Genomic DNA, 24,676 nt, shown 5'->3' on the forward strand with positions numbered 1-24,676 from the left:
CCGCGCACGCTGGCCTCGTTGAAGCGATGCGCGCGAACTTCCCTGGGACGTCGTGGCAACGGTGCCGCACGCACTACGCCGCGAATCTCATGTCAGTGACCCCGAAGAGCATGTGGCGGCGGTGAAAGCGATGCTGCATTCCGTGTACGACCAACCCGACCAGAAAAGTGTTGAGGCCCAATTCAACCGGCTCCTGGACTACGTCGAGGACAAACTCCCCGAAGTGCACGACCACCTCGATGCTGCCCGGGCTGATATTCTCGCGTTCACCACGTTCCCGAAAGATGTGTGGCAGCAGATCTGGTCGAATAACCCGAACGAGCGCCTGAACCGTGAGATCCGCCGCAGGACCGATGTGGTGGGGATCTTCCCGAACCGGGCCGCGATCACCCGCCTCGTCGGGGCGGTCCTTGCCGAGCAGTCTGACGAATGGGCCGAGGGTCGCCGTTACCTCGGCCTTGACGTTCTCGCGAGGTGCCGCCTCACTCTCGTGGACACCGACACGATCGGCCAGCACCATGAGCTCCCCGAGCTCGGGGCCGCAGCATGAGCGCCCCCACTCCTGGGCTGTACTCCGACACCGTGAGTAAGCTCGTCGCCAGCAACTGCAACCACAACGAAAACTAGCACCCACATCCTTGAAGGATCACGAAACGATTACACCACTCCACGGGACTTGACCACAATCGAACCGTAGATCGCGCGCGTTCCAGGTCAGCTCGTACGGCGCACGGTGAGCGAAGGAGGAATGAGCACCTCCCGATGACCCGCGGGAGAATCGTTCTCACCATCCTGACCACCGACGTGCCGTCGTTCCGCGCGCAGCAATTCATCGACCGCCACGCGCCCGATCTCACCATTGTGCGCCCGCACCGTCGTGAGCTGCGTCATGTGATAGGCGGCGATATCGGTGTCGCCGTACCCGGTGACGGCGACACCGGGTCGATCTGACACCGCCGCCAGAGCACCCACTGCGGTGAGATCGGTGACCGTCGTGATCGCCGTCGGAGGCTCGGGTTCTTCCATGAGCCGTTGGGCGGCGAGATAGCCCGAGGCCTCGGTGAAGTCGGCCGGCTCCACTCGGATCTGCGTGCTCAGCCCCGCCCGCGTCATCGCCTCCGCATATGCTGCGGCACGCGCAACGGCGACGGCCCCCCCGAGACCACCGGCGTGAGCGATGCGCCGATGCCCGCGTTCCTGCAGGTGCTCGACAAGCAGCCGCATACCGGCATCGTGGTCGGTGCGCACAGTGGCCGCGAACGGAAGCTCCGTGCTGATCCCGCCCGCCAGCACCGACGGCACCCCCTCGACGAGCGGAGCCAGCGAAGACATGTCGGCGAGCGAGCCGACCACCAGAAGGCTGCGGGGGCGAAGATCTCCGAAGAACCCGAGGGTCTCTCTGTCCATGCCGGCCCGCCGCTCAGCGCCGCGGCCGACGGCGCCGACTGGATTCGCCGACGTCATCAGGGCGATTCGCTCGATGGCGCGCAGTTCGCTCCGCGCACAGTCGACCAGTCTGGCAAAGGGCGGGGAGTGCAGGTCGGCCATGAGGATGCCCGTGAAACCGCCATCGCCCGAGTTGATGGTGCGCGCGGCCCAGTTGGGTCGGAACCCCAGCCTCGCCGCGGTCTCGAGCACGAGTGCACGGTTGGCCTCGCCCACGCGCCCCGGATTGGAATAGACGAACGACACGGTCGACTTCGAGACTCCGGCTGCCAGCGCGACATCGCGAATGGTCACGGGACGATCCTGCCGCTGCCCTGTCATCGTCACCTCCTGTGCCGCACCCAGTCTAAAACACACAGGGTGTGGCACAAGAGACCCGGACTCCACCGGGCGTCCGTGTCAGTCGGCGCGCACCTCCAGAAGTTCGGACAGCGCTTCTCGGCACTCCTTCAGGGTATGCTCGGTCGAGAGCGAACCGCGCAGGCCCTGCTCGACAGCTTCGTTCAACACCCGCTGGGCGCTTGTCGCGATCGGGAACTCCCAGAGCGGATTGCGTCTGGCGTTGGAGGCGATGGTCTCCGTCCACCGCGACTGAAAGTCGATGCCGGCGAACCACGGCGCCCCGAGCGCTGCGAGCGTGATAGGGGGGGCCCCCTGGCCCTCGAAGATCACCCGCAATGCAGCTTCATCGGTACTGAAGAAGCGGAGTGCCTCCGTGGTGCGCGCGCTGTCATCGAGCGCGACGAGCGGTTGACTCCACACGAGGTTCGCCCCCGCGCCACGCACCGCAGGTCGGGGCATGCACGACATCTTGCGCTGCAGGTCCGGGTCGGTCGACATCGAGGGCACGATCCCATAGGCCTGGGGCGCATCATCATAGATTGGTACACGGCCCTGCGCGAAGAGCGTGCGCGCGCTATCACGATCGACTCCGGCCTGGATGAGACCCTCGTCGAGCAGCATCTTCCAATAGTCGAGCGCCTGACGCGACGGATCGTCTCCGAGGGTGACCCGGGAGCCGTCATAGATGTCTCCGCCGAACGCCCACACCCACGGGATGAAGTCCTTGAGCTGGACGACATCTGTGCAAGGCGCATAGGGAATGATGGACCCGTCGCTTCGCTTGATCTGCCTGAGCAGATCAGTGAAGTCGTCGATGGAGCGCACCGCGGTGGCGTCCGCCCCCAGCTGGGAGAGCAGCTCGGTATTCGTGACCATCCCGATCGCGGATTGTGTCCACGGCATGCCGAATCTCGTGCCCCGATACATTCCGGCCGAACGCACGAACTCGGGGTAAAGAGATTCGTCTATGACCCGGTCGAGCGGACGGATTACCTCCGCCGTCGCCAAGGTGCTCATGAACTCCTCGTCGATGTGCACGATGCCGGTCATGCGCCCACCGCGAGCGGCGAGCACCAACTGGTTCAGGTATCGATCGAACGGGTACACCTTCGTCTCGACCGAGACACCGGTCTGGCGGGTGTACAGTTCGGCAGCCGCCTGCACCGGCCCGACCGAACGACCCGCGAACGTCCACGAGGTGAACGTCAACGAGTCCGATGGCCGGCCGCCGCCTGCCGGGACGCATCCGGAGAGGAGCGCGAGCATCGCGCCGATGCCGCCGGCTTGCAGCAAGCCTCTTCGTCCGATCTCAATGCCCGCCAGACCGGAAGCGCTCCGAACGCTGATATCCGTACTCTTCATGGTTCCTCCTCCAGTGCTCCGCACTAAGCTCACTTGACGGCCCCCGTCAATGCACCGCTGACGAAGTGCTTCTGCAGGGCGAAGAAGATGACGACGACGGGGAGCGACGTCATGATCGATGCGGCCATCATCTCGCCGTAGGCGTTCTGGAACTCTCCGGTGAACATCAGCGAGAGGCCGGCAGGAAGTGTCTGCCGTGAGGTATCCACGAGCGTGAGGGCGAACGGCAGGTCGTTCCATGCACGTATGAACGAGAACAGGCAGACCGCAATCATCGGCGTGCGAACAGCGGGCATCAGCACGCTGAACATGGTGCGAAACTCCCCCGCGCCGTCGAGCCTGGCGGCTTCGAGCAGGGCGTCAGGCAGGGCGTCGAAGGAATTCTTCATCATCATCACCGAAAGGGGGAGCGTGAAGGTGGTGTAGGAGATGATGAGCGCGAGATACGTGTCGATCATCCCGACCCGATCGAACGCAGTATACAGCGTCACGAGCAGCAGCACCTGCGGCACCATCTGCGCGGTCAGAATCAGGAACATCATCGTGGTGCGACCACGGAACCGAAACTTCGAGAATGCATATCCCGCGCAGAACCCGACCATCAGACTGCAGATGCAGGTGACAAGCGACACCAGAAGTCCATTCGCCACGAATCCGAGAAGTGTCGGATCCGTCAGGACGAACCAGAAGTTCTCAAAGGTGTACTCGCGGGCCAGCGACGGCGGGAACTGGAAGATATCGGATTCGGAGGTCGCGGCCGTCACGATCATCCATACGACAGGGATGAGCGCGAAGCATGCAACGATCGCAAGAGTAGTGTAAGGGGCGCCCTTGCCGATGCCCGATTTGCGTGCTGCGCGCTCCTTGCGGTCGCGCAGCAAAATGATTCTGGTGGTGGTCATCGCTTCGCCTCCCGTTCCTGCCGCGATGTGTAGATGAGGTAGCAGATGACCAGTAACGACATCAGCGCGGTCCACACGATGCCGATGCTGCCGGCTTCACCCAGGTCGAACCGCTCGAAGGCAGCCTGGTACAGCTCGACGGACAGGGTGGTCGTGGATCCGACCGGTCCGCCTCCCGTCATGACATAGGGAATCTCGAAGTGTTGGAAGCCCCAGATCGCCTCGAGCAGCAGGGTCAATGCGATTGCCGGCTTGATCTGCGGCAAGATGACATGCCACTGTTTCTGCCACCCCTTCGCACCATCAACCGCAGCGGCATCGTGCACCTCCTCCGGCACACCCTGCAGAGCTGCGAGCAGCAGCACCGCCATCCAGGGGAACGTGGTCCAAACCTTCGCCATGATCACGGCGACCATTGCGAAGGTCTGCGAGTCCAGCCAATTGATGTCCCCGGTCCCGCCGAACCAGGCGATGACACCATTGAGCAGGCCGTAATTGGTGTTGAAGATCCACGCCCAGAGGAAGGACACGACCACGCCGGGCAGCAGCCACGGCACGAGCAGGGCGGATCGCCAGACGGATACCGCTCGGATGCGGGTATTGAGCGCCATGGCCATGGCAAGCGCGAGTACAAACGACCCGCCCGTAGCTCCGGCGACGAAGACGAGCGTCTGGCCGACCACGCGCCAGAAACCGGGGTCGGAGAGCAGGACCGCAATACCGCTGAGGCCGATGAACTCGCCTCCATCGGTGAGCAGGCTCGCGTCGGTGAGACCGTATGCGAGCGCCTGCACCAATGGATAGGCGATGACGAGCAGGAAGAGAATCATAGCAGGTGCCGCGATGAGGTAGGCGAACCTCCGTTGGCTCGAGCCTCCTCGGCCGCGCTTCGTTGCTGCGGCGATGGATGACGTCACGTGACATTCCTTTCTGTCAGTGGAAGCGCACATCGTTTACAATAATGTGGACCAGTCCACAAAGCGTACGTGGGGCAATATCTGCCCGTCAACCCCTGGCGCGGTGCAAGCCCGATCTCCTCGGATCAGCCGCGCCGAGAGGCGTGGGGCGCCCGAACGATGTGGGCGCCCCGAGACTGCGGCGAAAGCTCAGCCGCGTTCCGAGAGCGACCCGATGCGACGTCCGCTCCCCGGGTCGAAGAGGTGCACCCGCTCGGAGACCGGCAACGCGCTCACGCTCTCTCCTACTTCGGGGTGGTTGCGGCCGTCGACTCGCGCGACCACCGAGACCGCATCGCCGGCGAGCGGGGCGGTTCCGAAGAGATATCCGTCGGCCCCGAGCTCCTCAATCAGCGTCGCGGTGATCTGCAGGCTCTCAAGGCCCGCAGGTCCAACGACAAGGTCCTCCGGTCGCACGCCGATCACCACTCGATCACCGCGGATCGCGGCGCGCACGTCCACCGAGATCGGCAGCACAACGTTGCCGAACAGCACGCCGTCATCGGTGACTTCCGCCGTGAACAGATTCATTGCAGGACTGCCGGTGAACCCCGCGACGAACGTATTCACCGGATGATCGAGCAGTTGACGCGGCGTTCCCACCTGCTGCAGCACCCCGAGCTTCATGACCGCGATGCGGTCGCCCATGGTAAGCGCCTCGGTCTGATCGTGGGTGACATACACCTTGGTCACGCCCAGTTCGCGTTGGAGCGTAGCGATGCGGCTGCGGGTCTGGACGCGAAGTTTCGCATCGCGGTTCGAAAGCGGCTCATCCATGAGGAAGACCTTCGGTTCACGCACAATTGCCCGTCCCATTGCGACGCGCTGGCGCTGACCACCGGAGAGCGCCTTTGGCTTGCGATCGAGGTAATCCGAGAGATCGAGCTGCTCTGCGACGGCTTCCACACGGCGGCGGCGCTCATCTTTCGAGACTCCGGCGATTTTGAGCGCGAACCTCATATTCTCGGCAACGGTCATATGCGGGTAAAGCGCGTAATTCTGAAAGACCATCGCGATGTCACGATCCTTCGGAGAGACATGGGTCATGTCCTCGTCATCGATGAGGATCCGACCGTCGGTCACCTCTTCCAAGCCCGCGAGCATACGCAAGGCGGTAGACTTGCCGCACCCAGAGGGGCCGACGAGGACGAGGAACTCGCCGTCCTCGATATCGAGAGCCAGTCCAGCTACCGCAGGGCGATCAGTGCCCGGGTACTGGAGGGTGATGTTGTCGTAGACGACGTTCGCCATTGAAATGTTCCTCTCGTTTCACCGGCAGGTACGTGCCGGACGATCCGTTGTGAAGCGATATGTCGGCCACAGGACCGACTCGCAATGTGTCGCACATCTCGCCGGCAGGGTCAAGGGGTCGACCTGATGTCAGGTGCGCAATCGCGGACGACGCCGGACACACCACCCGAACTCGCGGCCGGGCGTGGGAGAATGGAGGGCGGACCGCGATCCCTACCTGAGAGGTTCATATGACCCCGCTCCCCCCGCAGCCCATCAGCCCGCTCGACGGCCGCTACCGCAAGGCGGTGGAGGATCTCGGCGGCACGCTCTCGGAGGCCGGCCTCAACAAGGCCCGCGTGCACGTCGAGGTCGAGTGGCTCGCCTACCTCACCGAGCACTCGCTGCTCGGCGGCACCCCCATGGGGCCCGAGCAGCTCGCCTCGCTGCGCGAATGGGCGTCGGGCTTCGGCCAGGCCGAGATCGACGAGCTCGCCGAGACCGAGCGCACCACGCAGCACGACGTCAAGGCGGTCGAGTACCTCGTGCGCGCACGCCTCGAGCAGCAGGGCCTCGGCCATCTCGCCGAGCTGACGCACGTGTGCTGCACGAGCGAGGACATCAACAACCTCTCGTACGCGCTCACCGTCAAGCAGGCCGTCGCCGACGTGTGGCGCCCGAAGTTCGTGGCCGTCATCTCCGAGCTCGCCCGCCAGGCCGAGCTCTACCGCGAGCTGCCCATGATGAGCCGCACGCACGGCCAGCCCGCGACGCCGACGACGCTCGGCCGCGAGATCGCCGTGTTCGTGCACCGCCTCGAGCGCCAGCTGAACCAGATCGACGACATCGAGTACCTCGGCAAGTTCTCGGGCGCGACCGGCACCTTCGCCGCGCATATGGCCGCCGACCCGGCGGTCGATTGGCCGGCCGTCTCGCAGGAGTTCGTCGAGGGCCTGGGCCTCGACTGGAACCCGCTCACGACGCAGATCGAGTCGCACGACTGGCAGGCCGAGCTCTACACCCGCATCGCGCACGCGAACCGCATTCTGCACAACCTCGCGACCGATGTCTGGAGCTACATCTCCATCGGCTACTTCCGCCAGATCCCCGTCGCGGGCGCGACCGGCTCGTCGACGATGCCGCACAAGGTCAACCCGATCCGCTTCGAGAACGCCGAGGCGAACCTCGAGCTCTCGAACGCCATCCTCGATTCGCTCGCCGCGACGCTCGTCACGAGCCGCTGGCAGCGCGACCTCACCGACTCGTCGGCGCAGCGCAACATCGGCGTCGGCTTCGGCCACTCGGTGCTCGCGCTCGACAACATCCTGCGCGGCCTCGGCCAGATCGACGCGGCCCCCGAGGCGCTCGCGTACGATCTCGACCACAACTGGGAGGTGCTCGGCGAGGCCATCCAGACCGTGATCCGCGCCGAGGTCACGGCGGGCCGTTCGACGATCAAGGACCCGTACGCCGCGCTCAAGGAGCTGACCCGCGGCCGCCGCATCGGCCAGGCCGAGCTCGTCGAGTTCGTGCAGGCGCTCGAGATCGGCGATGACGCCAAGCAGCGCCTCCTCGCGCTGACGCCCGCGACCTACATCGGCGAGGCCGTGCGCCTCGTCGACTTCCTGCAGCGCTGACGCCCCCGGCCCGCGACCTCCGTCGCAGCGTACGTTCCACGTGAAACCGCCCCGTGCCGGATCCGGCACGGGGCGGTTCGTCTTCGCGGACGCCCGACCGGAACGCGGCCGGCCGGGTCACTCTCCCGTATCGAGCGCGTCGACGGCCTCCGCGATGCGTATCGCCGAAGTGCGCAGCTGCTCGGCCTCGGCGGCGTCCGCGACGGGATCGAGCGCCGCTACGCCGGTCGCCGTCCGCTGCACCTGCAGCGCCATGAACGACTCCGGATAGCCCGCGAGGCGCGCCGTGCCGGCCGTGGCGACCACAGGCTCCCCCGTCGCCAGCAGTTCGACCATGCGGCGCACGCCGACCCCGGTCGCCCACCCCGAGCTGCGGCCCGACTCGAGAGCCGACCATCGGCGGAACCACCCGAAGACATCGACGGAGACCGTTTCGCGCTGGCCGCGATCGAGGTCGACGGGCGCACCGTCGACAGTCAGGCTCGAGAACATCGGCACCTGGCCGTCGCCGTGCTCGCCGAACACGTGGCCCCCGACGCGCGACGCCCCCACTCCGAGCACGCGCGCGGCCGCGGCGCGGAAGCGCGCTGAATCGTTCAGCGCATAGCCGACGACCTGGTCGGTCCGGAGCGCGCTGCGACGCACCAGGTGGCCTGCGAGGATGTCGACCGGGTTAGAGAGCAGCAGCACGAGTCCGGTCGCCCCGGCGAGCCGTTCGACGAGCGGTGCGAGGGTCTCGAGCAGCCCCGCGTTCGCCGCCAGGAACTCCCGGCGGTCGCCGCCCGGAATCTCCGGGCGCGACGCCGCGACCACCACCAGGTCGACGGTGCCGTCGTCGGGCGGCCCGGCGAGCAGCTGCGGCCGATCCCTGCCGAGGACGCCGAGCGCGTCGGTGAGGTCGATGACGTGGCTCACGACGATGTTCTGCCGCACGTCGATCAGATGGATGCGCTCCCCGATGCCGCCGAGCGCGAGCTGCGCCGCGACCGACGACCCGACGGTGCCCGCGGCGCCGATGACCGCGATGCTCCGCGGCCACGGCTGCGCGCCGCGGGTCGCGGCAGTGCTCGACCCGGTCATGCGATCCGATACCTCTCGAACGTCTCCTCGGTGAACTCGATGCCGTGCCCCGGGGTCGTGGGCACCTCGGCGCGCCCCTCCGAGATCGTGAGCCGATTCGTCGTATACGGTTCGAGGAATGGGAAGTACTCGACGTACGATGTGCTCATCGTCGCCGCAGAGATGTGCACATTCAGATCGGTCATCAGATGCGGCGCGAAACCGACGCCTCCGAGCTCTGCGGCGCGGGCGATACGCATGATCTCGGTGACGCCCCCCACCATGCAGACATTGGGCTGTACGATGCCGAAGGCTCGTCTCGAGATGTAGGGCTGAAACTCCGCGGCGCTGCAGTGGTGCTCGCCTCCCGTGATGGACATCGGTAGATGCTGGGAGAGGAATACATGCGATTCGAGATCGCTGCTGTGCACCGGCTCCTCGAACCAGAAGATATCGAGATCGGCGAGGCTGCGCCCGAGCGAGAGGGCCGTCGGGCAGTCGAGCCGCTCGTTGGCGTCGATCATGATGCGCGCCCCGTCGCCGAGCGCCGAGCGCACCGCGGCGAGGCGCGCCCGATCGTGCTCGGGCTCGAGGCCGACCCTGATCTTGACGGCGTCGAATCCCTCGTCGAGATACCCGGCCGAGAGCTCGACGAGCTCATCGAGCGCGAGTCGGTTTCCCGCCTTCCCCGAGCCGTAGACCGGCACCGTGTCGGTCAACTGGCCGAGCTCCTGCGCGAGCGAGTTGCCGTGGAGCTTCGCGCGCAGGTCCCACAGCGCGATGTCGATCGATGCCATCGCGAAGCGGTTGATGCCGGTGCCCATGCGGTGCGTGAGGTGGTCGAGCTCGTGCCAGATGCGCTCGACCTCGACGGGCGACCGGCCGATGATGCGGGGCACGAGGAGGTCGTCGAGCAGCGCTTTCACGGCGGTGCCGCCCGCGGTGTCGGTGATGAAGCTGTAGCCCATCCCGGTCAGGCCCTCGGCGTGCACCGTGACGCCGATCAGTTCGTGGTGCGCGCCGTCGAAGTCGGCGCTCGTGCGGATGAACGGAACGCGGAGGATCCACGTTTCGACATGCTCGATTCTCATATTTCGTCCTCTGGAGGTGTCTGAGGTGGTCGGGTGAAGCAGGGCGGGTGGCGCGTCGCGGGTCATTTGAACCGCACGCCGAACAGCAGTCGCGCGAGGATGACCACGCCGAGATTGACGAGGAGCATCAGCACCGCGAGCGCGCCCATCACCTGGAACTGCGACTGCGTCGCCAGGTTGTAGAGCACCACGGGTGCGACATCGTTCGATCCCGTGTAGAGGAAGATCGAGATGTCGAGCTCACGGAACAGCAGCACGAAGTTGAGCACGCCGACGGAGAGCAGGGGCCCGCGCAGGAGCGGCACCGTGACCCGGCGCACGGTCTCCTGACCCGAGGCGCCGAGGCTGCGTGCCGCCTCCTCCGTCTCCACGTTGATCTGCTTGAAACCCGATTGGACGTAGGTGAACGACTGCGGGATGACGCGGATCAGGTAGGCGACGAGCATGATCGTGAGGGTGCCGCCGAGCCACAGCGGCCCGCCCGAGTACGCGATGATCATGGCGATGCCGAGGATCGCGCCCGGGAAGGCGAGCGGCGCGAACATGAGCGGCTGCACGAGCCCGCGTCCGCGCCAGCGCGTGCGCTCGAGGATGAATGCGGCGAGGAAGGCGATGGCGAGGCTGAGCAGCGTCGCCGCGAGGGCGATCCACAGGCTGTTGCCGAAGGAACGCATGATGCTCTCCTGCGCGAACACCTTCTGGTAGTTGTCCCAGAGCACCATGTTCTCCCACGTGAGCGGCAGCCCGATGGCCTTGCGGAACGAGGTCAGCACCAGCACGCCGAACGGCAGCACGACGCTCACGACGAAGACGGCGAGCCCGCCTAGGAAAGCGGGCCACTTCCACGCCCCGAGCGGCTGGATGCGGCGCTGACCGGGCTTGCCGCCGACCGTGGTGTAGCGGCGGCGGCCGTAGAGCTTCTTCTGCGCCCAGATGAGCAGCGCGAGCACCACGAGCACGGGGAGGCCGAGCACGGCGGCGAGCTCGATGCGCGGCGGGAAGGTCATCAGCTGGAACATCGCGGTCGGGATCGTCTGGAACCCGACCGGCCCGCCGAGCAGCGCCACCGGCCCGAAGATGGTGAATGCGCTGATGAAGACGAGCAGCGAGCCCGAGAAGATCGGCGGCAGCACGAGCGGCAGGATCACGCGCCGGGCGGTCTCCCACCTCCGGGCGCCGAGCGACTGGGCGGCCTCTTCGAGGCGGCTGTCCATGTTGTCGAAGGCGTCGGCCACCGGCAGAAACAGCAGCGGGTAGAGGAACACGCTCAGGGCGAAGATGATGCCGTACGGCGTGAAGATGTCGAACGGGGGCATGCCGAGCGGGACGAGCACGTACTGGTTGATCAGGCCGCCCTTCGGCCCGAGCAGCAGGATCCATCCCATCGCCGCGATGAACCCCGGCGCCGCGAAGGTGAGCACCGCGACCGAGCGGAAGAAGGCCCGGCCCGGGAGGTCGGTGCGGCTGACGAGGTACGCGAACGGCAGCGCGATGATCAGCGAGCCGAAGGTCGCTCCGAAGCCGACGAGGAACGAGTTGCCGATCGCCTCCCAAATGCCGGCGCGGCTGAGCACATCGGTGTAGTTGCCGAGTCCCCGGCCGCCCTCGGGCAGCTCCAGGCTCTTCCAGACGAGCGCGACGACGGGCACGACGACCAGGAAGAGGACGATCAGGCACCAGATGACGGGCGAGATGCCGCCGCGCACCTGCTTCACGGGGACCGCGCGTTCGGGGCCGGGGGCCCGGTGCCGCGCCTGCGGCTCCCGGGCCCTCGGCGCCGGAGCGGTGACGACCGCCATCTACTTCACATCCCGGTCGAACTCGGCGAGCAGTTCGTCGCGCTCTGCGGCCAGCTCGGTCTGATCGATCATCAGCATGCGATCCTCGCCGAGCTCTTCGAGGCCCTCGGGCACTGGGACCGCGCCGAGCACGGAACGCGACCCGAGTTCGCGCTGCGCCTGCTGGAACTCCTCGCTCAGCGAGAACTGCACGAGCAGGCGCGCGGCCGCCGGGTGCGCCGCGGACGACAGCGGTGCGATGTACGAGGGCAGCACGCCGAGCTTCCCCTCGGGGTAGCCCATGGCGAGCGGCTCCCCCGCGGTGCGCGCGGTCGCGACATCGTGCTCGATGCCGGGCAGGCCGTAATCCGCTTCGCCGGTCGACACCATCTGGCCGAGCGCCAGCGCCGATTCGCTGCGCAGCACGTCGCCCGCTCCGAGCACGGGGAGTACGTCTGCGGCGGTCTCGTTGAGCGCGCCGAGGAAGTTCAGCGCGGCCCCCGAGGTGCCCGGGTCGGCGATCACCTTGCGACTGTCCGACTCGGCGAGCTCCATCCACGTCTTCGGAATCGTCGAGGCGTCGATTTTCGCCTCGTTGTAGACGAAGCCGGCCGCGGCCCAGGTGAAGGCGACGTAGTGCTCGTCGTCGACCTGCAGCGGGGCGAGCACGTCGTCGAGGTTCGGTACGGCGGGGTCTGCGAGCACGTCGTCAGCCGACCAGGTGCCGAGCGTCGACGAGTCGTTCAGGCTGATGACGTCGAAGGCGACGTTGCCCGCGTCCTTCTGCGCCTCCACCTTCTGCGAGATCTGACCGGAGTTCTCGCGGATGAACTCGACGGGGATGTCGTACTTCTCCTCGAACTTCTCGGCGAGCAGTTCGGCCTGGGCGTTGGTGTGGCCGCCCGCGCCGAGCGAGACCTTGCCCTCCTGCTGCGCGGCTTCGACGAGTTCTGCCTCGTCGGTGGGCAGCGGCCCGTCGTTCGCCTGCTTGCTCGGCGGGTTGCAGCCGGTCAGCACCAAGAGGGACGCGGTGGCCAGGGCCGCCGCTGCGATGAGGCGGCCGGGTCGATGTGCGCGGAACATGGATTCTCCTAGAGATGTCGTGTGGATGAGGGAACGTTTCGGGGTGCGCCGCTAGACGAGCGCGTCGACGCGGCGCTCTTCGAGTTCGCCCGTGAGCACGGAGATGCGGGTCTCGTCGACCGAGAGCCGCAGGCGCGACCCAGCCGGGTGATGGGTGGCGCGCCGGTCGATGGCGCGCACGGGCTCGTCGACGCCGTCGAAGTCGATGACGTAGTGGGTCTCATCGCCGAGGAAGGAGCGGCTGCGCACGTTGGCGTTCGTCCGCGGGTCGTCGAAGTCGAGCAGCACGTCGACGGGTCGCACGCACACGGGCAGGCGGTCCCCCGGGCACGCGTCGGGGGCGTCGGCCGCGTCCAGCCGCACAAGGTCCGCACCCTGCAGGCGCGCGGTGATCGTTGCGGCGCCGACCTCCTCGACCGTGAGATCGAGGGCGTTCGCCTGGCCCAGAGTACGGGCGACGAATCGCGTCGCCGGGCGGCGGTACATGCGCTCGGGCGGGTCGATCTGCTGGATGCGCCCGGCATCGAGGCAGACGATGCGGTCGGCGAGGCCCAGCGCCTCCGAGCGGTCGTGGGTGATGTAGACCATGGTGATGCCCGACTCGAGCTGCAGGCGGCGGATCTCATTGCGCATCTCCTCGCGCAGTCGCGTGTCGAGGTTCGAGAGCGGCTCGTCGAGCAGCAGCACTTCGGGGTCGACAACGAGCGCGCGTGCGAGTGCGACCCGCTGCTGCTGACCGCCCGAGAGCTCGTGCGGGTAGCGCGCCCCGTAGCCGGCGAGCTGCACCTGGTCGAGCGCCCGTTCGACCGATGTCGCGATCTCGGAACGATTGCGCCTGAGGCGCTTGCGGCCCTCGGTCGTGGTGAGGCCGAACGCGACGTTCTCGGCGACCGTGAGGTGGGGCCAGAGCGCGTACGACTGGAACACCATGCCGATCCCGCGGCCCTCCGGGGGCACATTGGTGCGCGCGCCGACGACCTCGCGCTCCCCGATCGCGATGCGCCCCGCAGTCGGCGTCTCGAAGCCGGCGATCATGCGCAGGGTCGTCGTCTTGCCGCACCCCGAGGGGCCGAGCAGCACGACGGACTCGCCGCTCTCGACGCGCAGATCGAGATCCTGCACCGCGAAGCCCTGCCCGAAGTCCTTCGAGACACCTTCAAGTTCTAGCGTTGACATCTTCGTCCTCACTGTGCCGTGTAGTGGCACACTGTGTTGCGTGGTGGTATAACTAGTGTGGGGCAGTCGCCGATGGCTGTCAATGGCGCAGGCGAATCGCCGTAGATTCCGTCGATCCATCTGAGAGGATCACTCCATGCAGGTACTCAAGAACGCGCTCCGCATCCTCCAGTGCGTGGTCATCTCGCAACCCGTGGGCGTCAGCGACGTCGCCCGCAAGCTCGACCTGCCCAAGTCCTCGGTGCAGCGCACGCTCACCTCGCTCGAGGACGAGGGGTGGCTGACGCGCGACACGGCGCATGGCGGCCTCTGGGTGCAGACCTCGCGCATCTGGGTGCTGGCGCACCAGGGCAAGGAGATCGGCGTGCGCTCGCTCGCCCAGGAGCCGATGCACTGGCTGTGGGAGCGCACGAACGAGAACATCCATCTCACTCAGATGCAGGGCGATGACGTCGTGGTGGTCGACAAGCTCGAGTCGACGCACTCGGTGCGCGTCTTCGACCCGATCGGTACCCGCCTGCCGCTGCACGTCAGCGCGTCGGGCAAGGCATTGCTGGCGGCCCGCAGCCCCGAGGGCCTCGACGCCTACCTGCAGGCGTCCCCCGCCGGCTTCACTGCGGAATCGCTCACCGAGGAGCGAGCGCTGCGCGCCGAGCTGCAGCGCGTGAGCCTCGATGGCTACGCGGTCAACCGCGGCGAGTGGCGCTCCGAGATCTCCGGCATCGGCGTCGCGCTCCGCCTCGACGGAGACCGCGAGGCCGAGTTCGGGCTCGCGATCTCGGTGCCGAGCCATCGTCTGCATGAGGATCAGCTCGCGGAGTACGGCGAGCTGCTGCTCGAGGCGAAGCATCGCATCGAACAGGCGATGCCCCTGGGCCCCGGGGCGGCCGGATGACCTGCGCGCATGCCGCACGCCCGGTCGTCGGCCTCATCGTGCCCCCCGAAGCGGATACGGTGCCCCCCGAGGCCGCGATCCTCTTTCCCGACGGGGTCGTGTTCGCCGCGCGCGGCCTCGGCATCGCCGAGATGTCGCCGACCGGGTTCGACGCCGGCCTCGAGCGTATCGATGCCGCGGCACGGGCGTTGCTCGATCGGGGCGCCGAGGCGATCAGCATCATGGGCACGTCGCTGACGTTCTACGACGACGCCGCCGGCAACGAACGCGCGCTCGACCGCCTCCGTCGCGCCTGCCCGGGCATTCCGGTCACCACCATGTCGACCTCGATCGTCGCAAGCCTGCGCGAGCTCGACGCTCGACGCGTCTCGGTCGTCGGCGCCTACACCTCCGACATGGGGCGGCGACTCGATCGGTTCCTCATGCAGAGCGGGTTCGAAGTCGCATCGCGCGTCGACCTGGGCGTCAGCGCGATCGCCGACCTCGGCCGCGTGACGGACGCCGACCTCCGCGCCGCGGCCGAGCGCGCACTCGACCGGGCGGGCGATGCGGCCCCCGATGCGCTGCTGATCTCGTGCGGCGGCCTGCGCACCATCGATGCGGGCGCGCGCATCGCCGACGAGCTCGGGCTCCCGGTCGTCTCATCGGCCGTCGACGGGATCAGGCACGCGGTCCGTCTGCTCGAGTGAAACCTCGCAGCGCAAGAGGCGGACTGCTAGCCTCGAATCAGAAACATCTGATGAAGGGATCGCAGTGACCGAGAGATTCGCGCGAGAGCGCGTGATGCACCGCTTCACCGCCCGCGAGATCATCGTTTCCGGGATCGAGGAGCTCGCAGCCGGACCGTTCATCCGGGTGAGCTTCACCGGCCCGGAGCTCGATGATTTCGCGTCGACCGGCCCGGCCGATCACGTCAAGCTGTTCTTCCCGCACCCTCTCACCGGGGAGCTCGTGGCGCCCACCGCCGTCGGCCCGGAGGCAAGCGGCATCGTCCGCCCCGAGGTTCCCATGTTCCCGCGCGATTTCACACCGTTGAACGTCCGGGAGGATGTCGCCACCGGAATGCGCGTCTTCGACGTCGACTTCCTGCAGCATCCCGATGCCGGGCCCGCATCGGCCTGGGCCGCATCCGCGCGATCGGGCGATCGCCTCGTGGCCGTCGGGCCCCGCGGTTCGGTCTCCGCTCCTCAGGGCGCCGACAAGCTGCTGTGCATCGTAGACGCTTCCGCCCTCCCCGCCACGGGACGCTTCATCGCTTCCGTGCCCGCGGCGACCGACATCGAGATCGTGGCCGACATCCCCCTCGCCGACCTCGACTGGGCCGAACAGTACCTGCGCGAGACGGGCGGTCGAGCGATCGACGTGATGCCGGCCTACGGGACTCTGGCCGAAGCCGCCGCTGATATGGGCGTCGACGAGGGCACCTTCCTCTTCGCGGCGGGCGAGGCCACCCGCCTCATCCCGCTGCGCCGCCTGCTGAAGTACGAGCTCGGCACGCCGCGCGAGCAGTATGCGCTGAGCGGGTACTGGAAACGCGGCACGGCGAACTTCGACCACCACGCGCCGATCGACCCGGAAGACCCGGAAGACGCGGACGGGTAGTCTCGGAGCCCGGTTCAGAGCGGGTCGATGCGCCAGCTCGCGGTGTGCGAGGCGCCCGGCTCGAGGCGGATCATGCCGCGCCCGGCACCGCCGTTGAAGGCGTCCGGTGCGCAGGTCATCGGCTCGACCGCGAGCCCGATGCGATCGTCGGGGTCGCCGGGCGCATCCGCGGTGAATACCTGCATCCAGTCGCACGCCTCGCCCCAGCTCATGGCGACGCCGCCGCCCGCGGGGTCGCGCAGTTCTACTCGGGCCTCCCCCGATGCGTCGCGCGCGAGAGCCGTGAAGGCGTGGTCGAGGCGCGTACCGCCGATCGCACGCGGCACACGGTAGTCGAAGCGCTCGGCATCGGCGCCCACGGGTTGCAGATCGACAGGGATCAGACGATCCTCCGTCACCCGCAGCACCTGCGAGGCCGGCAGCGTCAGCTCCCACTCGTCGAGCGGGCTGGGGCCGGCGATGAGGTAGGGGTGCGGGCAGACTCCGTAGGGCGCCGCCGTGCCGCTGAGGTTCGTCGCCGTGACGGTCTGCTCGAGCCCGCGTTCGTCGAGCGCGAAGCGGGTGTCGATGCGCACGCGCCAGGGATAGCCGCGCTGCGGCTCGACGGTGGCGGTCAGCGTGACGGACGAGGCCTGCCCGGCCCGGTCGCCGATCCGCTCCCCCGGCGCGAAACCGAGCCACGGGGTGAAACCGTGCAGCGCATGCCCGCGCGCGACCTCGGTGATGGGCAGCTGATGCTCGACCCCGTCGAAACGATAGCGTCCGTCGACGACGCGGTTCGGCCACGGGGCGACGGTGACACCGCGCGAATGGGGTCGCAGCTCATCGGCAGCGAACGGGACCACGTAGTCCCTGCCCGCCCGACTCAGTTCGCGCAGGCTCGCGCCCACGCTCGCGATCACCGCACGCAGCTCGCCGTGCTCGATGATGTGCTGCTCGCCCGACAGCGGGATGGTGCCCGCCTCGTTCCCATTCGACATTCCGCCCGCTTTCTTCGAGATCTCCGCCTTCGATCGTACGCGGAATCCACGCCGCGAATGGCCGCGGGTCACTAGCATGAGGGCATGGCACCGCACGATTCAGCGCAGCAGCGCAACGGGCGCATCCGGCGCCGCCGCGTGTCGGTGTCCGCCGTGCTCGACGAGTTCTTCTTCGTCTTCGCCGGGGTCGCCGCCGTCTGGTTCGCGTGGCTGCTGCTCACGGAGACCTTCGCCATCGGCCCCTGGGGCGTGCTCGTCTTCATCGCGTTCTGGGCGATGCTCGCCTACCTCGCGCTCCCCCGCGTCCACCGCGTGCTCACCACCATCTACGTGCCCGACTACTTCATCGGGCGTACCCGCACGAGCGACGGCCTGCTCGGCGACCCGATCAACATCGCGCTGCAGGGCGAGGCCGAGCAGCTGCATGCGGCGCTCGCGCGGGCGGGGTGGACGATCGCCGACCCCGTGACCCTGCGCTCCTCGCTGCGCATCGTCACCTCGACGCTGCGCCGGGAGAGCTACGGCCAGGCGCCCGTGAGCCCGCTCTTCCTCTTCGGCCGCAAGCAGGATTTCGCCTACCAGCAGGAGGTCGCCGGCAACCCGGCGAAGCGCCACCATGTCAGGTTCTGGCGCACTCCAGACGGCTGGCTGCTGCCCGGAGGCGCGCGCGTCGGCTGGCTCGCGGCCGGCACTTTCGACCGCGCGGTCGGCCTGTCGCTCTTCACGCTGCAGATCACGCACAAGATCGATGCCGACACCGATGTCGAGCGCGACCATGTCGTGCGGAGCCTGCTGACCGCCGACCCGGCAGCACGGCTGGAGGTGCTGCACGATTTCTCGACCGGATACCACTCGCGCAACGGGGGCGGCGATTCGATCCGCACCGACGGCGACCTGCCGATCGTCGATCTGACCGCGGTGCGGGTCGTCGACGGGCCTCCGGCTTCGGAGCTCTCGAACGGAGGCCGCCATGCATCGTGAAGTGCGCAAGCGCCCGGCGGTGGAGCCGACTTCGGCGCTGTTCAGCCGGGACGGGGCCGATCCCTCGCCGCAGAAGCGCCCCGGCTCCATCATCAGCGGCTCGACCCTGGTGCTGCTGCGCGCGCTGAGCGCGGTGCCCTGGATGATCTCGCTGTTCACGAGCCGCGGCTCGATCGCCGAAGAGTACGGCATCTCCGTCGGCGATGCGAACATCGTCGTCGGCATCGGCATCGGCTTCGAGGGCGTGTGGATGCTGATGCTGCTCGTGCTGTGCTGGCTGGTGTGGCGGGGCGGCGATCGGGCGCGCATGCTCGTGCTCTTCGGCGCGACCCTCAGCATCCTGTCGACGGCCGTCACTTACTTCGCGGCGGGCGCGCAGCTCGCGGTGAAGACGACGCTGCTGACGCTCGCCCTCGACATCCTCATCCTGCTCGCGCTGTCGAGCCGCGACGCCCGCACCTGGTCGCGCGGCAAGCGCAGGGATCGTCGCCGGCGTCGTCGCGCTGCAGCCGCGGCGCTTCGGTCTTAGTGCCAGTCTCCCCCGGCGTCGGGCTTCTTGAGATCCTTGCGCGCCTCGACGTCTGCTTCACTCGGCGTGCCGCCGAGGCCGATGAGCGCCACGACGAGCACGGAGGCGATGAACGCGATGCCGAAGAACACTCCGGCGAGCACGAAGTTGCGGGTGGCGAGCAGCACCACGAGCCCGGCGAACACGCCGAGCACGCCTGAGAAGCCGAGGAGCTCGAGGGGGCGCAGACGGTCCCTGCGCGACGGCGTCACGGGATCGTGCTTGGCGGGCTCGGAAGACTGGGTCATCGTGTGCTTTCTCTACGAGGCGAGGCCCTCGGCGCGCTGATCGCCCGAGTGCTCGATATCGGGGGTACCGCCCCGGCGGATGTCGAATGCGGAGATGCCGAGGAACACTCCGGCGATGACGGCGTACGCGCCGAGCAGGCCGACGACCGCGACCTCGTCCTCGCGCATCAGGATGGCGAGCAGTGCGAGCAGGATGCCCGCCGCGCCGATGAGCACGGCATCGGGTCGCGTGCCGGGTCGCACGGTGCTGCCGATGTACTCGAGCAGCGCGCAGATCAGCGCCCAGGCCGCGACGACCACGGCGAACCCGATAGCGCTCCCCTGGAACGGCAGTGCGAACGCGGCCCCGAACGATGCGAGGGCGAGCAGCATCGCGACCGGGCCTGCGCCGACCGTGCGGCCTGCGAACCACTCGATGAGGTGCGCCAGGCCGATACCGGCGATCGCGCAGGTCGCGAGGGCGAGGTCGAAGCCCAGATGCTCGTGCAAAGTCGCCGAGAACGTGATGGCGACGCCGCCGAGCAGCAGCACGATCACGCGGACGAGCCGCACGGAGCGCGGGAGCCCCGATTCAGGGGTCGCTCCACGCTTCGCAGGCGTGACCGCAGCAGCCATGACGACTCCCCTTTCTCCGCCCTCCAGTGTATCGCTCCACGCTCCGGCGCTGCTGATGGATCTCACAGGACGCGCGCCGGGAAGCGCGCGACAGCGGCAGTAGGACTACACGCCCTGCGGCATGTCCTGGAATCGCGAGTAGTGGCCCTGGAAGGCCACGGTCACGGTGCCCGTCGGGCCGTTGCGCTGCTTCGCGAGGATGAAGTCGGCCTCGCCGGCGCGGGGGCTGTCGCGGTCGCCCACGGCTTCGCGGTGCAGCAGGATGACCATATCGGCATCCTGCTCGAGCGAGCCCGACTCGCGCAGATCGCTGATGGCCGGCATCTTGTCGGCGCGCTGCTCGGAAGCACGGTTCAGCTGAGAGAGGGCGATGACCGGCACGTCGAGCTCCTTCGAGAGGAGCTTCAGGGCGCGCGAGAACTCCGAGACCTCCTGCTGGCGGCTCTCGCTCTTCTTGCCGCTCGACAGCAGCTGCAGATAGTCGATGACGACCATGCGCAGGCCGTGCTGCTGCTTGAGGCGGCGGCACTTGGCGCGAATCTCGACGAGCGTCAGGTTCGGGCTGTCGTCGATGAAGAGCGGAGCGTCGGCCACGCGGCCCTGCGTCGCTGCGAGCTTCTGGAAGTCGCGGCTGTCGAGCGCGCCCTTGCGCAGGGTCTGCATCGGGATCGACGCCTCGGCGGCCAGGAGGCGCATCGCGATCTCGGCGCGGCCCATCTCGAGCGAGAAGAACACCGTCGGCGCCTCCGCATGCACCGCGGCGTGACGGGCGACGTCCATGGCGAGCGTCGATTTACCCATGGCGGGCCTGGCCGCGATGATGATCATCTGGCCGCCGGCGAAGCCGTTCGTCATGGCGTCGAGCTCGGAGAAGCCGGTGGGCACGCCGAGCATGCCGTCGGAGGCGCTGTTCGCCTTGTTGATCTCCTCGAGCGCGGCATCGACCGCGAGCGAGAGCGGCACGTAGTCCTCGCCCTGCGACTCCCCCGTGACGCCGTAGATCTCGGACTGGGCGACGTTCACGAGATCGATCGCCTCGCCCTCGCCGGCATAGCCCATCTGCACGATACGGGTGCCGGCTTCGACGAGCCTGCGCAGCAGCGCCTTCTCCGCGACGATCTCGGCGTAGAAGCTGGCGTTCGCCGCGGTGGGCACGATGCTCGTGAGCGTGTGCAGGTACTCGGCGCCGCCGGCGCGCTGCAGTTCGCCCGCCTTCGTCAGTTCATCGGTGACGGTGATGACGTCGGTCGGCTCGCCGCGGGAGTAGAGCGAGAGCACGGCTTCGTAGATGACCTCGTGCTTCGGCACGTAGAAGTCGCCGCCCCCGAGCAGTCCCGTGACGTCGGCCACCGCATCCTTCGACAGCAGCATGCCGCCGAGGGCGCTCTGCTCGGCGAGGAGGTCGTACGGAGGGGTCCGCTCACTGCCCCGCACCGGTTCATCGAGGAATGGATCTGAGATCCCGAGATGGGAGATGGACACGCCGCGGCTCCTTCAGCATAGTTTCGAGGGGGTGAACTGCAGTCGACACCGCGCCTCTGACATTCACGGTACGGCGAGCGCAAGTCGAAGGCCAGGCGACCCCGTACAGGCCTGTGGATAACTCGGTGAATAACTCGGGGGTTTGCGCCCCGGTTTATTCACAGGCTTGGGGACGAACTGTGGGAAACCCGGTGACAATGTCACAAATCTCGGGCCTGATCAGGGGTTTACAGTTTCCACATGGAGAAAGTTATTCAACTCTCAACTGAAGCTTGAGAGTCTCTCGTCGACTTGACATGTGGAAAGTTTCCGCCCGTTCGATGCATGGATCAGGGGCGCGCGAACGATCGACGCACCCTCGTGTCCACATCCCGTTCATGCCCCGGAAATGCAATGGCGGGGCGAGGGGAGACCCCTTCGCCCCGCCATTCGCGGGTGCACGGCCGTACCGGGGTACGGCCGTGCGGTGCAGCTCGATCAGCGCTGAGCGATGACCTGCAGCGTGATGGTCGCGTCGACGCCCTCGTGGAGGTGCGCGACGACCTTGTACTCGCCCGTCGACTTGATGGTCGGAACGGTGATCTTGCGCTTGTCGATCTGGCCGATGCCTGCCTCGGCGACCGCCGAAGCGACCGCAGCGGGCTTGATCGAACCGAAGAGGCGGCCGCCGGTGCCGGTCTTCGCCTGGAGGCGGATCTTGCCCTCCTGGAGCTTCGCCTTCAGCGCCTGAGCGTCCTCGACCGAAGCGAGCGCGCGGGCCTCGCGGGCCGCACGCAGCTGCGCGACCTGGGCCTCGCCGCCGCGGGTCCAGTGCACGCCGTAGCCCTGGGGCACGAGGTAGTTGCGCGCGTAACCGGTCTTGACGTCGACGACGTCGCCGGCCGAACCGAGGCCCTGGACCTCGTTAGTGAGAATAACCTTCGCCATGATGTGCTCTCCTTCGCGAATCAGCGGCCGGAGCCGGCGTAGGGGAGGAGGGCCATCTCGCGGGCGTTCTTCACTGCCTTCGCGATCAGTCGCTGCTCCTGAACGGACACGCCGGTGATGCGGCGCGCGCGGATCTTCCCGCGCTCGGAGATGAACTTGCGCAGCGTCGCGACATCCTTGTAGTCGATGACGCCGACGGTCTGCTTCTTGGCGGGTGCGACGGCCTTTGCGTTCTTGCCGCGACCCGGCTTGCGGCCTGCGCCGCTGGACTTGCCTGCCATGATTGGTCTCTTTTCGTGATGCGATCCGGTCAACTCCCGGATCAGGAAGTGTGATGCCTTAGAAGGGCTGCTCGTCGTCGAAACCGCCGCCGAAACCGCCGCCGGACGATGCGCCCTGACCCGAATCGGTCCAGGGGTTGTCCTGCTGCTGTCCGCCGGAGCGACCCCAGCTGCTCTGGCCCTGAGGCTGGTTGTTCGACCCGCCGAAACCGCCGACCTGGCCGCGCGCCTGTCCGCGCGCCACCTGCGTGGTGGCGAAGCGGAGCGACGGCCCGACCTCTTCGACCTCGAGGTCGAGCGAGGTGCGCTGCTGGCCCTGGTTGTCGGTGTAGCTGCGCTGAGTGAGGCGGCCCTGCACGATGACGCGGGTGCCCTTCGTCAGCGACGCGACGATGTTGTCGGCGTACTCTCCGTACGCGCGGCAACCGAGCCACAGCGGTTCGCCGTCCGACCAATCGCCGGACTGGCGGTCGCGCACGCGGGGAGTCGATGCGATGCGGAAGGTGCACCACGACTTGCCCGCCTGCGACACGCGCGCCTCGGGGTCGGCAACCAGGTTGCCGACGACGGTGATCAGCGGCTCGCCGGCCATGGGCTAGGCGCCGACCTTCGCGGCGGCGCGAGCTGCCTTGGCGGCGTCGCGCTTGGCCTGAGCGGAGCGCTGAGCGATGAGCTCGTCTGCGCGGAGGACCTTGGTGCGCAGCACGGCCTCGGAGAGACCCAGCTGGCGGTCGAGCTCGGCAGTCGCCTCGGGGCTCGCCGTGAAGTTCACCACGACGTAGATGCCCTCGGACTGCTTGTTGATCTCGTATGCGAGACGGCGCTTGCCCCAGATGTCGACGTTCTCGATCTCGCCGCCCGCATTGCGGATGACGCCGAGGAACTTATCCATGCTGGGGGCCACGGTGCGCTCGTCGATACCGGGATCGAGGATCACCATGAGTTCGTACGTATGCATTACTGACCCACCTCCTTCGGACTTCACGGCCGCAGGATTTCTGCGGCAGGAGGGTGTTTGTGCATCGTGCCCGCGTCCATCGCCAGATAGCGTGGAGCGCAGACAACCTGTCTATCCTAACACTTCTCGCGCTTCTGTGGGGCCGGCGATGCGCGGGCCAGGGATCGACGACCTCAGACGCCGGTTCGCCCCGTCGCGTCGGACATCCCGCAGGCCACCCGGTCGATCTCGACCGTCGGGCGATCCACCTGGGCGGAGAGGTCCGCATTGCCGGGGGAGAAGCCGCGCTACGCGAGTCGCCGGAAACCCTCAGCGCGCCCGATCGGTTCGCGCTGCCCGCCGACGTGCACGATGTCGTCGCCGTCGACGGTCAGCTGGGTGGCGTGCGCGCGCAGCGCCGCGACCTTGCGGTCGAACCAGTCGCCGATGTCGTGCACCTCGAGCGCCTCGGTCGCTCCGACCGCATCCGCCGCCCCGGTGTCGGACGCACCGTCGCCCGCGATCGCCCAGAACGGCAGTTCGAGCGCCTGCGCGACCGCGCGTGCGAGACGGTGCGCGAGCACGTGGTCGGGGTGGCCGTACCCGCCGTCGTCCGCATAGCTGACGATCGCCTGCGCGCCGGCGAGATAGGCGGCGGCGAGCAGGTCGTGCAGCGGCTCGACCGCGGGCACGCTCGTGAGCGCGTCGGGGCCCGCATCGGCCCCCGCCCGAGCGCGGCCGTCCTCGCCCCAGCTCATACCCGAATCCTCGTAGATGGTGGGGGAGAGGCCCTCGGCGCGCGCCGGCTCCACGCCGAGGAACGCGTGCCGCTCGACGCCGAGCATGCCGAGCGCGGTGCGCAGCTCGTTCTGCCGCGCCACCGCGAGCCCGTGCGCCGCGACGAGCGCTTCGAGCGGGCCGGCGACGACCTCGCCCCGCTCGCCGCGGGTGAGAGTGACGAGCAGGGGCTCCAAGCCGGCCTCCGCGAGCGCGGCGAGAGTGCCGCCGGTCGTGATCGTCTCGTCATCGGGGTGCGCGTGCACGAACATCACGCGCGGACGCCCCTCGAACCACTCCTTCGGATCACGCATGGCGGCC

The 24,676-nt window shown here is 67.9% G+C and carries 25 protein-coding genes and 1 pseudogene; 7 read left to right on the plus strand and 19 right to left on the minus strand.

What is annotated here, in order from left to right:
* Window positions 1–26: 26 nt before the first annotated feature.
* A pseudogene (locus NHL51_RS12830) lies at window positions 27–550 on the plus strand (transposase).
* A gap of 164 nt (window positions 551–714) precedes the next feature.
* Here NHL51_RS12830 and NHL51_RS12835 read toward each other — a convergent pair.
* The 5 genes from NHL51_RS12835 to NHL51_RS12855 all read right to left on the minus strand — a co-directional run bounded on the left by NHL51_RS12835 (window position 715) and on the right by NHL51_RS12855 (window position 6,259).
* Window positions 715–1,740: a LacI family DNA-binding transcriptional regulator gene (locus NHL51_RS12835; RefSeq protein WP_434144366.1), complete on the minus strand. Its 1,026-nt coding sequence runs from the start codon at window positions 1,738–1,740 to the stop codon at window positions 715–717.
* A gap of 105 nt (window positions 1,741–1,845) precedes the next feature.
* Window positions 1,846–3,150, minus strand: a complete 1,305-nt coding sequence (locus tag NHL51_RS12840; RefSeq protein ID WP_434144367.1) for an ABC transporter substrate-binding protein — start codon at window positions 3,148–3,150, stop codon at window positions 1,846–1,848.
* Window positions 3,151–3,179: 29 nt separating this feature from the next.
* Window positions 3,180–4,052 (minus strand): carbohydrate ABC transporter permease, encoded by an 873-nt coding sequence (locus NHL51_RS12845; RefSeq protein WP_434144369.1) that lies wholly within the window; start codon window positions 4,050–4,052, stop codon window positions 3,180–3,182.
* Window positions 4,049–4,969 carry a carbohydrate ABC transporter permease gene (locus tag NHL51_RS12850; protein WP_434144371.1) on the minus strand — a complete coding sequence of 307 codons (921 nt, stop codon included), beginning with the start codon at window positions 4,967–4,969 and terminating at the stop codon, window positions 4,049–4,051. The genes NHL51_RS12845 and NHL51_RS12850 overlap by 4 nt, the downstream gene beginning before the upstream one ends.
* A 189-nt stretch (window positions 4,970–5,158) precedes the next feature.
* Window positions 5,159–6,259 carry an ABC transporter ATP-binding protein gene (locus NHL51_RS12855; RefSeq protein ID WP_434144373.1) on the minus strand — a complete coding sequence of 367 codons (1,101 nt, stop codon included), beginning with the start codon at window positions 6,257–6,259 and terminating at the stop codon, window positions 5,159–5,161.
* Between the two features lie 230 nt (window positions 6,260–6,489).
* Here NHL51_RS12855 and purB point away from each other — a divergent pair, with 230 nt between their 5' ends.
* A complete protein-coding gene (gene purB / locus NHL51_RS12860) occupies window positions 6,490–7,875 on the plus strand; it encodes an adenylosuccinate lyase (RefSeq protein ID WP_434144375.1) in 1,386 nt (461 codons plus the stop codon).
* A gap of 117 nt (window positions 7,876–7,992) precedes the next feature.
* Here purB and NHL51_RS12865 read toward each other — a convergent pair whose 3' ends face one another.
* From NHL51_RS12865 to NHL51_RS12885, 5 genes are all read right to left on the minus strand, one after another.
* Window positions 7,993–8,955, minus strand: a complete 963-nt coding sequence (locus tag NHL51_RS12865; RefSeq protein ID WP_434144376.1) for a lactate/malate family dehydrogenase — start codon at window positions 8,953–8,955, stop codon at window positions 7,993–7,995.
* Complete coding sequence (locus NHL51_RS12870; protein WP_434144378.1) at window positions 8,952–10,025, minus strand: mandelate racemase/muconate lactonizing enzyme family protein; 1,074 nt, start codon at window positions 10,023–10,025, stop codon at window positions 8,952–8,954. The genes NHL51_RS12865 and NHL51_RS12870 overlap by 4 nt, the downstream gene beginning before the upstream one ends.
* 62 nt (window positions 10,026–10,087) lie before the next feature.
* Window positions 10,088–11,824, minus strand: coding sequence for an ABC transporter permease (locus NHL51_RS12875; RefSeq protein ID WP_434144380.1), 1,737 nt, complete (start codon window positions 11,822–11,824; stop codon window positions 10,088–10,090).
* Window positions 11,825–12,886: an ABC transporter substrate-binding protein gene (locus tag NHL51_RS12880; protein WP_434144381.1), complete on the minus strand. Its 1,062-nt coding sequence runs from the start codon at window positions 12,884–12,886 to the stop codon at window positions 11,825–11,827.
* A 51-nt stretch (window positions 12,887–12,937) separates the two neighbouring features.
* The gene (locus NHL51_RS12885; protein ID WP_434144382.1) at window positions 12,938–14,062 is read right to left on the minus strand and encodes an ABC transporter ATP-binding protein; all 1,125 of its coding nucleotides are present in this window, start codon (window positions 14,060–14,062) and stop codon (window positions 12,938–12,940) included.
* Between the two features lie 136 nt (window positions 14,063–14,198).
* Between NHL51_RS12885 and NHL51_RS12890 the strand changes: the two genes are divergently transcribed.
* The 3 genes from NHL51_RS12890 (at window position 14,199) to NHL51_RS12900 (ending at window position 16,559) form a co-directional block, all read left to right on the plus strand.
* Window positions 14,199–14,957 carry an IclR family transcriptional regulator gene (locus NHL51_RS12890; protein ID WP_434144383.1) on the plus strand — a complete coding sequence of 253 codons (759 nt, stop codon included), beginning with the start codon at window positions 14,199–14,201 and terminating at the stop codon, window positions 14,955–14,957.
* Window positions 14,954–15,646, plus strand: coding sequence for an aspartate/glutamate racemase family protein (locus tag NHL51_RS12895; protein ID WP_434144384.1), 693 nt, complete (start codon window positions 14,954–14,956; stop codon window positions 15,644–15,646). Before NHL51_RS12890 ends, NHL51_RS12895 begins: the two co-directional genes overlap by 4 nt.
* A gap of 64 nt (window positions 15,647–15,710) precedes the next feature.
* Window positions 15,711–16,559, plus strand: a complete 849-nt coding sequence (locus NHL51_RS12900; protein ID WP_434144386.1) for a siderophore-interacting protein — start codon at window positions 15,711–15,713, stop codon at window positions 16,557–16,559.
* A gap of 14 nt (window positions 16,560–16,573) precedes the next feature.
* Here the strand turns inward: NHL51_RS12900 and NHL51_RS12905 are convergent, their stop codons facing one another.
* On the minus strand, window positions 16,574–17,539 hold the full coding sequence (locus tag NHL51_RS12905; protein WP_434144388.1) for an aldose 1-epimerase family protein: 966 nt from the start codon (window positions 17,537–17,539) through the stop codon (window positions 16,574–16,576).
* An 84-nt stretch (window positions 17,540–17,623) separates the two neighbouring features.
* On the opposite strand from NHL51_RS12905, the gene NHL51_RS12910 reads away from it, so the two are divergent.
* Both NHL51_RS12910 and NHL51_RS12915 read left to right on the plus strand, forming a co-directional pair.
* Window positions 17,624–18,520, plus strand: a complete 897-nt coding sequence (locus NHL51_RS12910; RefSeq protein ID WP_434144389.1) for an LssY C-terminal domain-containing protein — start codon at window positions 17,624–17,626, stop codon at window positions 18,518–18,520.
* Entirely contained in the window at window positions 18,510–19,049 is a 540-nt protein-coding gene (locus tag NHL51_RS12915) for a hypothetical protein (protein ID WP_434144391.1), read from the plus strand. The genes NHL51_RS12910 and NHL51_RS12915 overlap by 11 nt, the downstream gene beginning before the upstream one ends.
* Here NHL51_RS12915 and NHL51_RS12920 read toward each other — a convergent pair.
* The 8 genes from NHL51_RS12920 to NHL51_RS12955 all read right to left on the minus strand — a co-directional run bounded on the left by NHL51_RS12920 (window position 19,046) and on the right by NHL51_RS12955 (window position 24,669).
* A complete protein-coding gene (locus NHL51_RS12920; protein ID WP_434144392.1) occupies window positions 19,046–19,336 on the minus strand; it encodes an ABC transporter ATP-binding protein in 291 nt (96 codons plus the stop codon). The two genes, NHL51_RS12915 and NHL51_RS12920, sit on opposite strands and share 4 nt — an antisense overlap.
* A 12-nt stretch (window positions 19,337–19,348) precedes the next feature.
* Complete coding sequence (locus tag NHL51_RS12925) at window positions 19,349–19,951, minus strand: hypothetical protein (protein WP_434144393.1); 603 nt, start codon at window positions 19,949–19,951, stop codon at window positions 19,349–19,351.
* A gap of 105 nt (window positions 19,952–20,056) precedes the next feature.
* Window positions 20,057–21,433, minus strand: a complete 1,377-nt coding sequence (gene dnaB, locus NHL51_RS12930; RefSeq protein WP_434144395.1) for a replicative DNA helicase — start codon at window positions 21,431–21,433, stop codon at window positions 20,057–20,059.
* A 477-nt stretch (window positions 21,434–21,910) separates the two neighbouring features.
* Window positions 21,911–22,360 carry a 50S ribosomal protein L9 gene (rplI, locus tag NHL51_RS12935; protein WP_434144396.1) on the minus strand — a complete coding sequence of 150 codons (450 nt, stop codon included), beginning with the start codon at window positions 22,358–22,360 and terminating at the stop codon, window positions 21,911–21,913.
* 20 nt (window positions 22,361–22,380) lie between these two features.
* Window positions 22,381–22,641, minus strand: coding sequence for a 30S ribosomal protein S18 (gene rpsR / locus NHL51_RS12940; RefSeq protein WP_244692180.1), 261 nt, complete (start codon window positions 22,639–22,641; stop codon window positions 22,381–22,383).
* Window positions 22,642–22,699: 58 nt separating this feature from the next.
* A complete protein-coding gene (gene ssb, locus NHL51_RS12945) occupies window positions 22,700–23,233 on the minus strand; it encodes a single-stranded DNA-binding protein (RefSeq protein WP_434144398.1) in 534 nt (177 codons plus the stop codon).
* Between the two features lie 3 nt (window positions 23,234–23,236).
* Window positions 23,237–23,599, minus strand: coding sequence for a 30S ribosomal protein S6 (rpsF, locus tag NHL51_RS12950; RefSeq protein WP_434144400.1), 363 nt, complete (start codon window positions 23,597–23,599; stop codon window positions 23,237–23,239).
* 287 nt (window positions 23,600–23,886) lie between these two features.
* Window positions 23,887–24,669 carry a PIG-L family deacetylase gene (locus NHL51_RS12955; protein WP_434144402.1) on the minus strand — a complete coding sequence of 261 codons (783 nt, stop codon included), beginning with the start codon at window positions 24,667–24,669 and terminating at the stop codon, window positions 23,887–23,889.
* Window positions 24,670–24,676 lie beyond the last annotated feature (7 nt).

The organism is Leucobacter sp. gxy201, from assembly GCF_051043335.1.
Taxonomy (GTDB): domain Bacteria; phylum Actinomycetota; class Actinomycetes; order Actinomycetales; family Microbacteriaceae; genus Leucobacter.

Coding starts and splice junctions, on each gene's coding strand:
- NHL51_RS12840 (WP_434144367.1), bottom strand. CDS start 3,150: ATGAAGAGTACGGATATCAGCGTTCGGAGCGCTTCCGGTCTGGCGGGC.
- NHL51_RS12845 (WP_434144369.1), bottom strand. CDS start 4,052: ATGACCACCACCAGAATCATTTTGCTGCGCGACCGCAAGGAGCGCGCA.
- NHL51_RS12855 (WP_434144373.1), bottom strand. CDS start 6,259: ATGGCGAACGTCGTCTACGACAACATCACCCTCCAGTACCCGGGCACT.
- purB (WP_434144375.1), top strand. CDS start 6,490: ATGACCCCGCTCCCCCCGCAGCCCATCAGCCCGCTCGACGGCCGCTAC.
- NHL51_RS12865 (WP_434144376.1), bottom strand. CDS start 8,955: ATGACCGGGTCGAGCACTGCCGCGACCCGCGGCGCGCAGCCGTGGCCG.
- NHL51_RS12870 (WP_434144378.1), bottom strand. CDS start 10,025: ATGAGAATCGAGCATGTCGAAACGTGGATCCTCCGCGTTCCGTTCATC.
- NHL51_RS12875 (WP_434144380.1), bottom strand. CDS start 11,824: ATGGCGGTCGTCACCGCTCCGGCGCCGAGGGCCCGGGAGCCGCAGGCG.
- NHL51_RS12880 (WP_434144381.1), bottom strand. CDS start 12,886: ATGTTCCGCGCACATCGACCCGGCCGCCTCATCGCAGCGGCGGCCCTG.
- NHL51_RS12885 (WP_434144382.1), bottom strand. CDS start 14,062: ATGTCAACGCTAGAACTTGAAGGTGTCTCGAAGGACTTCGGGCAGGGC.
- NHL51_RS12890 (WP_434144383.1), top strand. CDS start 14,199: ATGCAGGTACTCAAGAACGCGCTCCGCATCCTCCAGTGCGTGGTCATC.
- NHL51_RS12895 (WP_434144384.1), top strand. CDS start 14,954: ATGACCTGCGCGCATGCCGCACGCCCGGTCGTCGGCCTCATCGTGCCC.
- NHL51_RS12905 (WP_434144388.1), bottom strand. CDS start 17,539: ATGTCGAATGGGAACGAGGCGGGCACCATCCCGCTGTCGGGCGAGCAG.
- NHL51_RS12910 (WP_434144389.1), top strand. CDS start 17,624: ATGGCACCGCACGATTCAGCGCAGCAGCGCAACGGGCGCATCCGGCGC.
- NHL51_RS12915 (WP_434144391.1), top strand. CDS start 18,510: ATGCATCGTGAAGTGCGCAAGCGCCCGGCGGTGGAGCCGACTTCGGCG.
- NHL51_RS12920 (WP_434144392.1), bottom strand. CDS start 19,336: ATGACCCAGTCTTCCGAGCCCGCCAAGCACGATCCCGTGACGCCGTCG.
- NHL51_RS12925 (WP_434144393.1), bottom strand. CDS start 19,951: ATGGCTGCTGCGGTCACGCCTGCGAAGCGTGGAGCGACCCCTGAATCG.
- rplI (WP_434144396.1), bottom strand. CDS start 22,360: ATGGCGAAGGTTATTCTCACTAACGAGGTCCAGGGCCTCGGTTCGGCC.
- rpsR (WP_244692180.1), bottom strand. CDS start 22,641: ATGGCAGGCAAGTCCAGCGGCGCAGGCCGCAAGCCGGGTCGCGGCAAG.
- ssb (WP_434144398.1), bottom strand. CDS start 23,233: ATGGCCGGCGAGCCGCTGATCACCGTCGTCGGCAACCTGGTTGCCGAC.
- rpsF (WP_434144400.1), bottom strand. CDS start 23,599: ATGCATACGTACGAACTCATGGTGATCCTCGATCCCGGTATCGACGAG.
- NHL51_RS12955 (WP_434144402.1), bottom strand. CDS start 24,669: ATGCGTGATCCGAAGGAGTGGTTCGAGGGGCGTCCGCGCGTGATGTTC.